Below are 14,210 nucleotides of genomic sequence, written 5' to 3' on the forward strand. Positions count from 1 at the left end.
TTAGCTTGAACGAAGAGAAAGCCGCGTCATTTAGGCGCAGTCGGTAACATGCCCTTATAGGGCTAGAGCAAACCACCCGCTATGCGGGTGGTTCTGATTTGAATATCTAAATGTGGATTTAGATAAATATGTAGTATGGAGCGGTTACCTTTTTGAGTGTCTAATTTCAAGTGTTAGTAACACCCATAAAGACAATCTATTAATAATTTAAAGAACTCAATATGACTATCACAACAGTTTGATTTTGAGATTATTGTCACGATTATTGTGATTATTCGTCTTGTGTTTGAGTTAAATTTTACTTTAAGTAAAACGCTAATCGCTCATAAGATTTACAGTAGAGCGATGGTTCTGGACATATCACAAGCCTATTAAGAGTGTGAACGGAAGAAAAATCATTTTATTAAGAAAATAATGTTTTTTCCTTCAAACCCTATCATCAAACAAAAATTTGACCCCACTCTACCCAATCGATAGAGTACTTAATTGTTATCAATGATCTTATCGCCTGTAAAGATCACCCATCGGGTGGCGAAACAAAACTCCTGTAGCCTGAAAGGGAGTGCATGCAATGCGGTACATCTGCGCACTTTTGGAAGCAGATATCCTCGGACACCTAACCTTCCGTCTGAGGATGAAAGTTTCCCGGTGGTATTCATCATCGGCTATTCACATACATAACCGAGCAGAACATACTCTGCCTTACGTTAATCGATACCGCTTTAATCGGTACAACATTCACCTGCATTTTGCATTTATCACGAAAAACGTCCCGAATATTGCGCGGCGTCACTTGTGTTAAAGCGCAGCGTTTACCAAGTGACGTCGCAAAGCGGCCAACGTCCAGAGCACGTAGAGCCTGACTTTACGGCCGATTTGAACCCCGCATTACTCAGTGAAACCACGCAAAACAGACCATTAACCGCCATTTTGTTTGATTGATAAACGATCGCCTTATCGGATTTTCAACCCATTGCCTGATTGCAGGCTGATGCAGTAAAAATGAAGGAGAAATTCATCACGTCAAGATAATGAGGCGTTCATCCTGAGCTGATCAGGCCCTGAACGGGGAGCATGTCATCGCTGTGCTGAGCACGTCGCGAGCTCCTGCAATAACTCAACACAATCCCGCCCTGCTACACATTGTCTGACGCACCACGGAACGGTGAACCTGAACCGACACGCAGGGAATTGTTTTAAAAACGACTCAAAAAATGAATAAAACACAAGTAAAGCAGCAGGAGAGGCGAAAATGGCGCAGGGATCGACACGTTCAAAGGTTGAGCAGTTCAGAAAAGCCTTTATTACTCATGCCCGACAGGCGGGCGGAAGTTTTGTGACAGTGGCTGGCAAAATACCGCAATGATAATGTTGATTAAAAAACAGGCGGGTGTGCCCGTGGCACACGCGATTAAAAAGCGTACTGTTTTGGACGGAATACCCCGGATTAGACATCATCCTGGGTTACCTGAGTCAAGAGTGGGTTAAAAAGTATACGCCTGTGCCCGTGGCACACACGGTTAAAAAGTGCACGGTTTTGAGCGAGGTACTCCAGATTGGACATCATCCTGGGTTGCCTGAGCTAAAGGTGGTTAAAAAACAGACTCATGTGCCCGTGGCACACGCGATTAAAAAGTGCACGGTTTTGAGCGAGGTACTCCAGATTGGACATCATCCGGGGTTACCTGAGCCTGGCATGGTTAAAAAGCATACGCCTGTGTCCGTGGCACACACGATTAAAAAGTGCACGGTTTTGAGCGAGGTACTCCAGATTGGATATCATTCTGGGTTACCTGAGCCTGGTATGGTTAAAAAGCATACGCCTGTGCCCGTGGCACACGCGATTAAAAAGTGTTCTGTTTTGAGCAAGGTACTCCAGATTGGACATCATCCTGGGTTACCTGAGCCTGGGGTGGTTAAAAAGCATACGGCTGTGCCCGTGGCACATGAGGCTAAAAAAACATCACTTTTGGTCGCGAATAAAATTCACTCTTTTTCCCGTTTCCCATAACTGGTTATTCGTTGAGTCGCAAACGCCTTTGCCTTGATAGTTCTACTGACTTATCAAGGCAAAGGAGTCTTTGTGCGTGTCTGATTCAGAAGACAAATCATCATCCCAGCCGCGTTTACGCGCCGGGGTATTAACCTCCTCATTAACGATTGAACTGCATACCCACTATGCCATCCGTCTGTGGGCAGGGCGCAGACGGGAAGAGATCAGCAATCCACGAAAATTTTCGGGCATTCTCGGGATGCCGCAGGTGATTAAACGCGCGGGCACGATCAGTGTGGATGCCGCTGCCGATAATCCGTATGCCGATACCTGGCTGGTGAAGCTGGAACAAGCGCTGGATAAGACTTCCGCCAATCTCCAGCAGAGTCTTGCCACTTTGCAGGATACGTTGAACGCGGTACCACAGCAGATCACCTTATCCGCCATTTCCTCCGTCGAACCGCTGAATATCGGGGTTTACAGTCATTCACCATTAGGCTACCGCTGTGTCTGGCTGCTGGTTGGCTATGACCAGCTCGCCATGAAAACGTTTCAGGTTTTCCATTACGGGCTGATTTCACGCGCAGAGCGTGATGCCTTTCTGCACAATGGCAGCCGTGCCGTTCGCCAGATTTATGGCATTGTACGCTCTTACCGTTCCCTGGCGGTCACCCGGCATGATATTGCGGAAAAAACGCCGGCCGGGCTTGAGGCGATTAAGTGGCTGGGTGAACCCCACCCCGACATTTTGTCAGGCAAGTTGCGGTCGGTTTTCTCGCCGCCATTGCGCCCGGCTGCGCAAGGCTGAGGGAGGGAAACTATGCCACTTTATCTGTGTGAAAAACCCTCCCAGGCCAAAGACATTGCCAAAGTCCTGGGGGTGAAACAGCGCGGGCAGGGATTTCTCTTCGGTTCCGGTGTGATTGTCACCTGGGCCATCGGGCATTTGCTGGAGGTGGCTGCACCTGAACACTATGGCGAGCAATTTGGTCCGCCGTGGCGGATGGCGGTGCTGCCGGTGCTGCCCGCTCAATGGCAATGGACAGTCAAAAAAGAGACCGCCGGACAGTTTGCGGTGATCCAGCAATTATTGAAACAGACGGAGGAAGTGATTATTGCCACTGATGCCGACCGCGAAGGGGAAGTTATTGCGCGGGAGTTGCTGGAGTATTGCCATTTCACCGGTACGGTCAGGCGTCTTTGGTTGTCGGCACTGGATGAAACCAGCATCCGGCAGGCACTGGCCGCGATATTGCCGGGTGAGCAGACAGCAGCACTCTATCAGGCTGGACTGGGACGGGCACGTGCTGACTGGTTAACGGGCATCAACCTGACCCGTTTGTATACCCTGAAAGCGCAGGCCCTGGGTTTTGGCGATGTGCTGTCCATCGGACGGGTGCAGACCCCGACACTGGCACTGGTGGTGAACCGGGATAAGGCCATCGCCCGGTTTGAGCCAAAACCTTACTGGCAATTGGTGGCTAAACTGGAAAAAGACAGCATGCGTTTTCGGGCCAAATGGCAGCCGGTAACGGATGAGTGTGATGAAGAAAACCGTTGTATTCAGCCGGATATTGTTCAGGCCGCTCAGCAACGTTGTCAGCAGGCAACACACGCCACCGTCATGGATGTCAGCAAAAAACGGGAGAAAACACCCCCGCCACTCTGTTTTGATTTGGGGACATTGCAGCAGACCGCTTCCCGTCACTGGGGCATGGGGGCGAGCCAGGTGCTGGCGATTGCCCAGTCCCTGTATGAAACCCATAAAGCGACCACCTATCCGCGCACGGATTGCGGCTATTTGCCAGCGTCCATGCAGGCAGATATTCCTGTCGTGTTGACAGCACTGGCGCGAACCGACCCGGCTATGGAGACCATTATCAGCCAGCTGGATAAACAAGGTGTTTCCCGTGTCTGGAATGACAAAAAAATCACGGCACACCATGCCATTATTCCCACGCGTCATCCTTTTGATCTCACCCGGTTAACGACCGATGAGCTAAAGGTTTATCAGCTTATCCGTCAGTATTATCTGGCGCAATTTCTGCCGGCGCAGGAAACCGATGTGACCGACGTGACACTGGATATCGGTGGGCAACATTTCCGGGTGAAAGGGCGGGTGAATGTGATCACAGGCTGGAAGGCACTGTTTGCCGATGGAACGAGAGAACATGAAAAGGAAGACGAGCAGGAAGCCGGCTTACCCCTGCCAGCCCTTAACCAGGGCGATCGCTGTCAGGTGATTGAGGCAAAAATTCAGTCACTGTACACCAAACCGCCGGCACCGTTTACTGAAGGTACCCTGATTGCCGCGATGAAAAATGCCGCCAGTCTGGTCAGTGATCCGCAATTGAAACAAGTCTTGCGAGAAAGTGCCGGATTAGGCACAGAAGCCACCCGTGCCGGCATTCTGGACACCTTATTTAAACGCCAGCTGATTGAGCGGAAAAAGAAAGCGATCCACGCAACACCGCTGGCGCAGGAACTGATTGCCGGGCTGCCGGCGGTACTGACCGATCCGGGTATGACCGCGTTATGGGAACAATCGCTGGAAGATATTGCACAGGGTAAAGCGTCACTGGCGGTTTTTATGCAAAAACAGGTGCAGTGGCTTGTGCATTTAGTCGAGCGCGGCAAGGCACAGCCGCTGCATCTGACGTTGCCGAAAACACCCGAATGCCCGAACTGTGGCGGCCGGATGCGGCAACGGCAGGGAAAAACCGCGCCGTTCTGGGGTTGTGTGAACTATCCGGCCTGTAAAGGCATGCTGAATGACAAAGCGGTCACCCAATCGCGCAAAGCCCGGCGGGCAAATCAACGGACATGAAGATCTGGTTGTTGGTTGACGCCCTGACAGGATGCTTTAAGAATTAACCTGTTTCTTAAATGATCGATGAGCCTGCAACGATCGCCTCCGGGTGGCTGTAAAGCTCCCGTAGCCTGAAAGGGAGCGCCTCAACGCGGTACATCTGCCCACCTTTGGAAGCAGATATTGCCAGCTCAACGGCAATGAAGGTTCATTATTCTTTATCAGCGCGTCAGTAACGTATCTGTCTGACACCCGGCGGGGAAAAATCTTCCCGTCAGGGGACAGGATTTTCTCCGTTACCCCTTATTGTTTACCTCCATGGAGAACATCGTATGTCTGAGAACGCAACAGCATTAACCAAAAACGACTATTTCAACCTGAATATCAAGGGACTCGGCTATTTGAATAATATCCGCCATGTCAGTACCGCCAGTGGCACGTTCCTGAGCTGTGTGATTAATGCGTTAAATGGTCCCGGTGATAATCCGGTCTATGTCCGTTTTGATATTACCGTGGTCGGCAAGGAGGCGACCAGCCTGGTGGGTCGTTGCCAGAAAGCCGTTGACGAGGATAAAAAAGTGTTGCTGGGCTTTACCTTAAGTAACCCGTCCACCGATATTTTTACCCTGAAACGCGGCGATCATGCCGGTGAACAGCGCGTCAGCCTGAAAGCCCGCCTGATTAAAGTGGACTGGATTAAAATCGGGCAGGACAAAGTGTACCAGGCCGAACAATCCGATTCGACGCCGCCACAAAACGGTGTCGCGCAAGCCGAATATGCAGAAAATTCATTCTGATACTCATTCTACTCCACTGACTTGCCCTGATGTTTCAGGGCAGTCTCTTTGCTAACAAATACAATAGGGTACAGAGATGACTATCCCCCCCATTGGCGTTCTGGCACTGCAATATTGTTATAAGCAATTACCGTTAACGGTGTTACAAACCCGTGCAGGCTTTTATATCGGCACGATGGATGAGGGCGTCCCGTGCTCTCGTGAATCAACCGAGTATTTTGCCCGCCGTGAGCAGGCGGAATTTGCCCTGAAACAGGGGCGCTGGACACAGCGTCAGTCAGCGTAACAGAAAGGAAATCGATATGTCTTCACGTGGAGTAAACAAAGTCATTTTATTGGGTTATCTGGGGCAAGATCCAGAGATCCGTTACCTGCCAACCGGTGGTACCGTGGCAACGCTGTCAATGGCAACATCAGAAAGCTGGCGGGATAAACAAACCGGCGAGATGCGGGAGAAAACCGAATGGCACCGGGTGGTGATCTTCGGCAAACTAGCCGAAATTGCGGCAGAGTACCTGCAAAAAGGCGCCCAGGTTTACATTGAAGGCCAGTTGCAAACGCGCAAATGGCAGGATCAACAGGGGCAGGATCGCTATTCAACCGAAGTGGTGGTGAATGTGAATGGCACGATGCAGATGCTGGGCAGCCGTGGCGAGGCAAAACAGGCGGCTGTCCAGCAGGTTGGGCATAAGCCAGCACCGAAGCCACCGTCTTCTAAATCCGCCAATAAGGAAAGAAAGGTGACTCCGGCAGTACAACCTGCTGTGTTACCGGAAGAGGAGGAAGTAGACTGGGGGGATGAGATCCCGTTTTGAGTGGTTAAACTTATTGCCCTGTTATCACAGGGCTTATCCTCAACCTTAATTTATGGGTAAAATGATGTGGCTTATTTAATACGAGTGACCAGTATGGTCAGCTGATTTAGCCACCGATTGAAATGTGGGCATTGGGCGCGAATGATATCTAAACCAATATCACCGACGATCAGTGGACCATGTAAGGTTTTATGATAATTGGGAATGATTGCCAGAATACGTTTAGACGGTGCCGTTTGCGGGCTGTTATTGATATCTTCAGGTGTATCAAATTCATCTTTGATGGCCTGTAGTGCGGCAATTGGTGCATGGTCATCAAGCCAGTCTGCAAATTTTTCGGGTTGGCAAAATAGTAACGCTTCAAATTCATGCAATAACAGATTGGGAATAAAATTAGCCTGTCCGATATCATTAGCGAAAGCCTGCTCCAGCTTCACGACCCGTACGTTGGCCGCATTATCCCGTTGTTCGTTATAATCAGGGAAATCAGTTGGCAGACCATAGTAGTCGATAAGTGTGGTGACGAATGCACCGGGATCTTGTCGGCATAAGCGGATAATTTGGTGTTTTACTTTGCCGTAACTCGTGATCCCCCCTTTCTGGCTGGAACTCGTCTGGGCTAATATGGGTGTCAGATAGATATGTTGTGCAAAAAAATAAGGTGCCAGCACATCCCGCACGAAAGTTTCTTCCGTCTGCCCTTCGACAAAAACGTTGATACGGATCATCGCTGTGGCCTCCCGCCAAGTAAGTTTTTCTTCCATAATTCACCCAGGCTATAGTCTTCAAGCCATTCTGACAGGGCTTCATTATCCAGGCGCTTAAAGGTGGAGGCGCCTTGTTGTTTGTCGACCACAATCAGGTCATCAGCATCAAACTGGTTAACCAGCTCGACCGACTGAGTGGAAATAATCAGTTGATGTTTATTGCTGGCATTTTTAATCAAACCCGCCAATACATTGATGGCATAGGGATGGAGTCCGAGTTCAGGTTCATCAATAATAATAGAATCGGGCATGTAATCTTCGGGTTGCAGTAGCACAGTCGTTAGTAAAATAAAGCGCAAAGTACCATCAGAAAGTTCACTGGCTTTAAAAGGAATATCCTGATCTTTTTCTGTCCATTCGAGTTGAATGTAGTCGGCATTATCCGGTGTGGATCGTAAATAAAAATCACCAAAAAACGGCGCGACCATCTGAATGGCTTTGATAATGCGGGTGTAATGTTGTTGATGATTTTTTTGCAGACGATACAGAAATGCCGCTAAATTGGCCCCATCTTCCCGTAGGTAATCATTATCATTAATGCGGTAAGTTTGTTTAACTTTGGCACTGTCACTCGTATCATGAAAATGATATACCCGCCAACGAAGCGGAGTCGGTAAGGTGTCATTTTCAAGGTTCGTATGATTAACCTGAGATTCAAAATGTCCGGCACCAATATCATATTCTCTTTTACTGTCACAAAAGAGTGATTCATGGCGAAACATCATGCGGTTATCATTAGTCGGTTCCAGTTCAAATTTATAACCATTGTGGCCAAAAGAAAGTTCGGCTCCCATAAATTCGGTTTTTTTGCGACCAAAGTGTAAGAGGGTATCGGGTCCCCCCATTTTACCAACAAGAGATTGTAAGCGCTGATCGAGCAGGACGGAGGACAAACGAAAGAAACTGATGAAATTGGATTTTCCGGCACCATTGGCCCCAATAAGGATATTCAGGCTTCCCATTTGTAAATCACATTTTGCGATAGATTTGTAGCCTGTTATCTTAATTCTGCTTAAGTGGTCATTATCAGTTATTGGTTTCATAATTTTGCCTTTTCAGCATCATGTGACTCAACTTTGCCTTATTATACACTTTTCTGATGACGGCTTGAGGGATATAATCTTGCTCAAGTACACCTGCCACGCTGAGTCTCTTGTTTAGAGGATGCGCAAATAGGCAGGTTTTTTTATTCTTTAAATCTGAACTGAAGACATCATCCTATAATTTTATTTACTTGTTAAACTTACATATTCGATTATTGAATTCGATAACTCAATCGGTTAAAGTAAAAAAGCTATCAGCACATCTGATAGTCGGGGATTAGCAACCCCGTAAGTTCTCCACTGGTAGGATATTTCTACCAGTGTGCCTGCTATCGCACCTTCAATGGCGGTTCAGGCAGGGGAGACTCGTGTCTCGCCGGTTGAGAACTCCGGTATTGCTAACCCTGTCTGAACTACCACCAATAATCAACAGAAGGGGAAGCAGGTATGATTGACATTCAACAAGACTGGCACCCAGCCGAAATTATTTGTGCATTACGCAAGCGTGGTACGACACTCGCCGCTTTATCCCGTGAATCGGGACTCAGTTCTTCTACACTGGCAAATACCTTATCCCGCCCATGGCCCAAAGGGGAGTTTATCATCGCTACCCGTTTGGAGCTGGCGCCGTCTGAAATCTGGCCCAGCCGTTATTTTGACCGCAACGGTAAGTTGATTGAGCGAAAAGCACGCAAATCGTTTGCTGGATAATACTCTGTTATTATCTGTGACATTCAATACGATAATACCGGTTCAGGGTTTATCCGTTATTCTCTGTTACGACCTCTTTATTTTCAGCAAACACAGTTGAGTTGTTCATTGAATACATCACCGGGTTCCTTGCATAGTCAGGATTATTTTACGACTGAGCAGGAACCTATCTGGCATGAAAATAAACGCGTTAATCGGCTTAATGGCGGTCATACTGACGGGATGCGCGACTCCCGTAAAACAACCGCTATCTCAGCCTTCCCAAAGTCGTTTTCCTTCCGTTACGCTGGCACGCAACATTCAGCCTGTTTCACCGGATATTTATGGACAACAACCTGAAGTTGTTCGTTATGGCCGTTATTTGCTGGTCAGTACCGACCCGACAGAAGCACAATATGCCCCGCTTTCCCAATTGGTTGATATCCATATCCCTGCGTCCCAGAATCCCACGGTTGCTGATGCGATGCGTTATGTGTTGCGTCAATCGGGCTACTCGTTATGTGCACCGGATAAAACCCATGACATCTTATATCGCCAGCCATTGCCCTCGGTGCACTATCAGTTAGGCCCAATCCGGTTGCGCACCGCATTGCAAATCATGGCAGGCCCGGCCTGGCAACTGGACGTGGATGAGGTGCAGCGAGTGGTTTGTCATCATTTACGACAAGGCTATCGGCTACCGGCTTCGGTTAAACAAACGCAGCTGGGAGGGCATTGATGAAATGGCATCGTTTCGGTTTATTGGTCTGGTTACTGAGCAGTTCAGTGTGAGCAGCCACACCGGCACCGTTAGCTTCGCAGCAGACACAATCGACAGAAAGCCAGCCGCAATCCCTGAAAAGCCAGGCTGAACAATGGAAATTAAGTGCCGATGAATACCAGCGCTATCAGCACCTGATGAAGGGGCCACGGGGTATCCAGTCTCCGGGGCTTGATCCGCTGACCACATTAGGCATTGAAGCCGACAGTGATGCCGAACGCCGTCGTTATGCTGAACAGTGGGTTAAATCAGAATTTGCCCGTACCGAGAAAGAATTGCGCTTCCAGCGGGAAGTGGATGCGGCCTGGCAGCGGCTGTTTCCGGATGTGTTGCCGGTCAATATGGAAAAATCGCATGAAGTAAATGGCCGGCTGGCACTGTTTGTCAGAGCCAAAGATTGCCCACAATGTGAAACCCGTTTGAGCGAAGTCCTGGCGGCTAACCCGCCCGTCGATATTTATTTGGTAGACAGCCAACGTAATGATGACACCTTACGGCTGTGGGCCAAAAACCATCATATCCCCGTTGAACGGGTACGTAACCGGCAAATCACACTGAATCATGATGCGGGGTACTGGTTCCGGTTCGGCAAGGGGCTGATGCCGGTACTATTGAGGCAAGGAGAGCAGGGATGGCACATCACATCATTATAATGAAACGGCTGAGGGGGTTACCTATTATCAGCCTGTTATGGATCACTGCCTGCCAGGCTGAACTGAATGTCATTGCCGATTTAGGCGGCCAGGATGCCTCACCTTTTTATGAAAGTATTTATGCTCAACCGGATGATATTTCTGCACAACCACCGTCTTCCTTACCAGAAATGGTTGGTGAAGCCGCGATGTTGCCCGTTAAAACACCGGAACTGACACCGGGGCAGGTGATAAGCCGATCACTGCAATTGCCGGGCATTGGGGCGTTATTTCTGATTGGTGATGATCCTGACTCACGTCAGTGGTTAAGCCAAAATGCCACCCGATTCAAGCAATTGCATGCCGTGGGGCTGGTTGTCAATGTCAGTGAGATAGCCGGTTTACAGTCACTGCGGGCATTAGCACCGGATGTCTTGTTATCGCCGGCTTCCGGTTCGGAATTGGCTCGCCGGTTGCAATTGCAACATTATCCGGTGTTAATCACCGAAACGGCGCTCTCTCAATAGTTATCATCATGAGCCGCCGTTACGTTGTTGAAGCCCTGTTACGTCCTGCCGTCGAGCTGAATACCGCGGTGGTCTCCGCCGTTGCCGCGTTTATCTGCATCCGGGCACCCTGGGCTATCGCACTGGCCCCCTCAGTCAGTTATGTCATGGCCGGCGGTTTTGCGGTATTGGCGATGATACGCGCATGGCAGGGTATTCAGGTACTCCGCTATCGCCGAAACCTGCGTCGCCTGCCGCGTTATCAGATGAGCACAAAACAGATCCCCGTCAGCCATCAGCGCTTGTTTCTGGGCAGGGGATTTCGCTGGCAGCAGAAGCATACCCAGCGTTTGCAGGATACGCGGCGGCCGGAAGTCGAACGCTTTGTGCAACCCGCTAAGGTTTATCAGCTTGCCCGTTTGCTGGCGCACCGAACGGAATACTGTTGGCCTAAGTTATCAACGCTGTTACGCAACGATTCCCCTTTTAATCCGGTGCGGCCTTTGCCACCGGTTGGCGGTAATCCCATGATCCACGGTATTGAGCCACAGGAAGCCGACGTGTTTATGGATCTGCGTGAGCGGGTCGGTCATACCTTAGTGATGGGTACCACCCGTGTGGGAAAAACCCGGCTGGCCGAATTGCTGATAACCCAGGATATCCGGCGCGGCGAGGTGGTGATTGTCTTTGATCCCAAAGGCGACGCTGACCTGTTAAGGCGGATTTGGGCAGAAGCGCACCGGGCGGGTCGTGGCAGTGAACTTTCCCTCTTTCATCTGGGCTGGCCGGAAATTTCGGCACGTTATAACGCGGTCGGGCGGTTTGGCCGGGTATCGGAAGTCGCCTCCCGTCTGGCCGGACAACTCAGTGGGGAAGGGAACAGCGCCGCTTTCCGTGAGTTTGCCTGGCGCTTTGTCAATATTGTCGCCCGGGCTTTAGTCGCGCTGGGACACCGGCCGGATTACACACTAATTACGCGTTACGTCAATAACATCAGCGAATTGTATCAGCTCTATGCCACTAAAATGATGGCAGAAAGGCAGCCCGCCCTGCTGGAACAAATCAATCAAACCCTCGGTAAGCTGAAAGAAAAAGATATCCCGCGCAATATGCAGGGGCAGCCGGATGCGTTCCGGCTGTGGGCAATGGAAGTCACGTTAAGTTCAGACGCGGGTAAACAACTCTACGACCCAATTCTGGACGGATTACGCTCAGCGGTGCGTTATGACCGCACCTATTTTGATAAAATTGTCGCCTCTCTGCTGCCGCTGTTGGAAAAACTGACCACGGGCAAAATCGCTGAACTGTTATCACCGGATTATCTCAATATGACGGATCTGCGCCCCATTTTCGACTGGGAACAGGTGATCCGCAAGAACGGCATTGTCTATATCGGGCTGGATGCACTGTCTGACAGCGATGTGGCTTCGGCAGTGGGCAACAGCATGTTTGCCGATTTGGTCAGTGTCGCGGGGCAAATCTACAAATATGGTATGAATGCAGGATTGCCGGTTCGCCATGACGGCAAACTGGCGATTAACCTGCATTGTGATGAATTTAATGAGCTGATGGGCGATGAATTTATTCCGCTTATCAATAAAGGCGGCGGTGCGGGCATGCAGGTGACGGCCTATACCCAGACTTCCTCCGATATCGAAGCCCGTATCGGCAGCCCGGCCAAAACGGCGCAGGTGATAGGCAACTTTAACACATTGATTATGCTGCGAGTGCGGGATAACCGGACGGCAGAACTGCTCACCAGCCAGTTGCCCGAAGTGGAAATCTACAGCAAGACACTGGTCTCAGGGCATTCTGACATTGCGGATGTCGAACAGGGTCAGGATTTTACCTCGTCGACGCAGGATCGGGTAGGTACGGTCAAAACGCCGCTGGTGACGCCGGCTGAGATGATTAACTTGCCGAAAGGGCAGGCGTTCGCCTTACTGGAAGGCGGGCAGCTATGGAAAATTCGCATGCCCCTGCCAACGGGGGATGACGATGATGCCCTGATGCCGGCGAGCTTGCAGAACATCGCCGAACAGATGCGACGACATTACCGTACCCGTGAAGCCTGGTGGGAAGAGAAGGGGTAATTTCAGGTCATGGCACAGTCAGAAAACCAATCCCGTCCATCCTCCCAACCGCCCCGCCAGCATGGCCTGCTGTATCATGTGTTATGGGCATGGCCGTGGCAACTCATTGGGTTTATTGTCATGTCCTGGCTATTCAGTCTGTTACTGGAATATCTCGGTATGATTTTTTTCTGGCCAGAACAAGGTGCCTCTCATAGCCAGACGATGATGAAAACCGAGCTGCAATTTTTATCCACGGAATTGACCCAGAGCCTGTTGTTGTCAAATCCCGCACAAACGGTCTCTGACTGGCTGACGCAGGCATATCAATGGATTTTTGTCGACAGTGGTTTTATGCACTGGATACAGGGACAACGGCAGTATCAGCTCAATAGCCGCAATGATTTTCTGCGTGAATTCAATGCGGTATTGCATGGCATATCGGAGCATTTGCGGGAATATTGTCTGGCGACGGTGTTTATCACCATGGTGACGTTAATCCGGTTAGCGATTCTGGTGTTATCCATCCCTTTGTTTGTGATGGTGATCTTAGTCGCTCTGGTTGACGGGCTGGGACGGCGGGATTTACGCCGTTATGGCGCAGGCTATGAATCGAGTTTTGTTTATCACCATGCCAAACGGGGCATTAAACCGGCCTGCACCATTCCCTGTGTGCTGTATTTATCCTGGCCGGATGTGGTCTATCCTGCGGTGATATTGCTGCCAGCAGCGCTACTTTTAGGTATGGCAGTGATGATCACTGCCTCAATGTTTAAAAAATATTTATAGTACATGACGCTGCACGATGGCATACAAAACGGTTGTTTGTTTTGTATGCCATCGTCAGCAGACAAGCCGCATCGCGGCGCGTCAGCTAATTACTCATTAATCTCTATTGATGTAATTTTGTAACTATCAAATTTATATGCAAAAGGATTTGTTGGTGCTTGTATCTTCCATGATTCCCTTGGGCCAAGATCCTGTGCCATATCCATAGTGTTACCCACTAAGGTATTTCCTTGATAGAGATTGAACTTAACAAATACATATTTTATTGTTTTGTTTGTATTGTTTTGGGCGTCACCAATTATTATCGGAATACCATTTTCCCCATTTTTGATTTGGAGATTTGTGACAGTTACCCTGTTATCGCTATTAGCGAAAGAAGAAAAGCTTATTATGATAAATAATAAAGATAATAAAAGGTAATGAAATGGACACCTCCCCAAATCGGCTCCAGTGAGCCATGCTGAATACATCAGCAAAATATGAAGAGGTGTCCCATGGAACAAATTATCGGAATTG

The 14,210-nt window shown here is 49.5% G+C and carries 15 protein-coding genes and 2 pseudogenes; 14 read left to right on the top strand and 3 right to left on the bottom strand.

Going from position 1 to position 14,210, the window contains the following annotated elements:
* The first annotated feature begins 795 nt into the window (after positions 1 to 795).
* The 8 genes and pseudogenes from Xentx_RS19225 to ssb all read left to right on the top strand — a co-directional run bounded on the left by Xentx_RS19225 (position 796) and on the right by ssb (position 6,414).
* Positions 796 to 942, top strand: coding sequence for a hypothetical protein (locus Xentx_RS19225; RefSeq protein ID WP_167366768.1), 147 nt, complete (start codon positions 796 to 798; stop codon positions 940 to 942).
* Between the two features lie 310 nt (positions 943 to 1,252).
* A pseudogene (locus tag Xentx_RS20195) lies at positions 1,253 to 1,354 on the top strand (integrase domain-containing protein); the annotation flags it as partial.
* Positions 1,355 to 1,537: 183 nt separating this feature from the next.
* Complete coding sequence (locus tag Xentx_RS15935) at positions 1,538 to 2,011, top strand: hypothetical protein (protein ID WP_139292514.1); 474 nt, start codon at positions 1,538 to 1,540, stop codon at positions 2,009 to 2,011.
* Between the two features lie 76 nt (positions 2,012 to 2,087).
* Positions 2,088 to 2,801, top strand: coding sequence for a PFL_4669 family integrating conjugative element protein (locus Xentx_RS15940; protein ID WP_074021421.1), 714 nt, complete (start codon positions 2,088 to 2,090; stop codon positions 2,799 to 2,801).
* A gap of 12 nt (positions 2,802 to 2,813) precedes the next feature.
* Positions 2,814 to 4,820 carry a DNA topoisomerase III gene (locus Xentx_RS15945; protein WP_074021423.1) on the top strand — a complete coding sequence of 669 codons (2,007 nt, stop codon included), beginning with the start codon at positions 2,814 to 2,816 and terminating at the stop codon, positions 4,818 to 4,820.
* Positions 4,821 to 5,134: 314 nt separating this feature from the next.
* Positions 5,135 to 5,599 carry an STY4534 family ICE replication protein gene (locus Xentx_RS15950; protein WP_074021425.1) on the top strand — a complete coding sequence of 155 codons (465 nt, stop codon included), beginning with the start codon at positions 5,135 to 5,137 and terminating at the stop codon, positions 5,597 to 5,599.
* A gap of 76 nt (positions 5,600 to 5,675) precedes the next feature.
* Entirely contained in the window at positions 5,676 to 5,885 is a 210-nt protein-coding gene (locus Xentx_RS15955) for a hypothetical protein (RefSeq protein WP_074021426.1), read from the top strand.
* A gap of 16 nt (positions 5,886 to 5,901) precedes the next feature.
* On the top strand, positions 5,902 to 6,414 hold the full coding sequence (gene ssb, locus Xentx_RS15960) for a single-stranded DNA-binding protein (protein WP_074021428.1): 513 nt from the start codon (positions 5,902 to 5,904) through the stop codon (positions 6,412 to 6,414).
* A 71-nt stretch (positions 6,415 to 6,485) separates the two neighbouring features.
* Here the strand turns inward: ssb and Xentx_RS15965 are convergent, their stop codons facing one another.
* Together Xentx_RS15965 and Xentx_RS15970 are read right to left on the bottom strand one after the other, a co-directional pair.
* Positions 6,486 to 7,178 (bottom strand): DUF4276 family protein, encoded by a 693-nt coding sequence (locus Xentx_RS15965; RefSeq protein ID WP_244149888.1) that lies wholly within the window; start codon positions 7,176 to 7,178, stop codon positions 6,486 to 6,488.
* Positions 7,139 to 8,224 carry an AAA family ATPase gene (locus tag Xentx_RS15970; protein ID WP_074021431.1) on the bottom strand — a complete coding sequence of 362 codons (1,086 nt, stop codon included), beginning with the start codon at positions 8,222 to 8,224 and terminating at the stop codon, positions 7,139 to 7,141. Before Xentx_RS15970 ends, Xentx_RS15965 begins: the two co-directional genes overlap by 40 nt.
* 447 nt (positions 8,225 to 8,671) lie before the next feature.
* On the opposite strand from Xentx_RS15970, the gene Xentx_RS15975 reads away from it, so the two are divergent.
* From Xentx_RS15975 to Xentx_RS16000, 6 genes and pseudogenes are all read left to right on the top strand, one after another.
* Positions 8,672 to 8,935 (top strand): helix-turn-helix domain-containing protein, encoded by a 264-nt coding sequence (locus tag Xentx_RS15975; protein ID WP_074021432.1) that lies wholly within the window; start codon positions 8,672 to 8,674, stop codon positions 8,933 to 8,935.
* Between the two features lie 175 nt (positions 8,936 to 9,110).
* Positions 9,111 to 9,653, top strand: coding sequence for a PFGI-1 class ICE element type IV pilus protein PilL2 (gene pilL2, locus Xentx_RS15980; protein WP_074021434.1), 543 nt, complete (start codon positions 9,111 to 9,113; stop codon positions 9,651 to 9,653).
* Positions 9,653 to 10,348: pseudogene (locus Xentx_RS15985) on the top strand (TIGR03759 family integrating conjugative element protein). The gene pilL2 and the pseudogene Xentx_RS15985 overlap by 1 nt, the downstream one beginning before the upstream one ends.
* Positions 10,327 to 10,854, top strand: coding sequence for an integrating conjugative element protein (locus tag Xentx_RS15990; protein ID WP_074021435.1), 528 nt, complete (start codon positions 10,327 to 10,329; stop codon positions 10,852 to 10,854). The pseudogene Xentx_RS15985 and the gene Xentx_RS15990 overlap by 22 nt, the downstream one beginning before the upstream one ends.
* An 8-nt stretch (positions 10,855 to 10,862) precedes the next feature.
* A complete protein-coding gene (gene traD / locus Xentx_RS15995; RefSeq protein WP_074021437.1) occupies positions 10,863 to 12,926 on the top strand; it encodes a type IV conjugative transfer system coupling protein TraD in 2,064 nt (687 codons plus the stop codon).
* 9 nt (positions 12,927 to 12,935) lie between these two features.
* Complete coding sequence (locus Xentx_RS16000) at positions 12,936 to 13,694, top strand: TIGR03747 family integrating conjugative element membrane protein (RefSeq protein ID WP_074021439.1); 759 nt, start codon at positions 12,936 to 12,938, stop codon at positions 13,692 to 13,694.
* A gap of 89 nt (positions 13,695 to 13,783) precedes the next feature.
* Here Xentx_RS16000 and Xentx_RS18615 read toward each other — a convergent pair.
* The coding region (locus Xentx_RS18615; RefSeq protein ID WP_167366769.1) for an FxLYD domain-containing protein at positions 13,784 to 14,210 on the bottom strand (427 nt) is incomplete at its 5' end.

Source organism: Xenorhabdus thuongxuanensis (assembly GCF_001908095.1).
Classification (GTDB): Bacteria; Pseudomonadota; Gammaproteobacteria; order Enterobacterales; family Enterobacteriaceae; genus Xenorhabdus; species Xenorhabdus thuongxuanensis.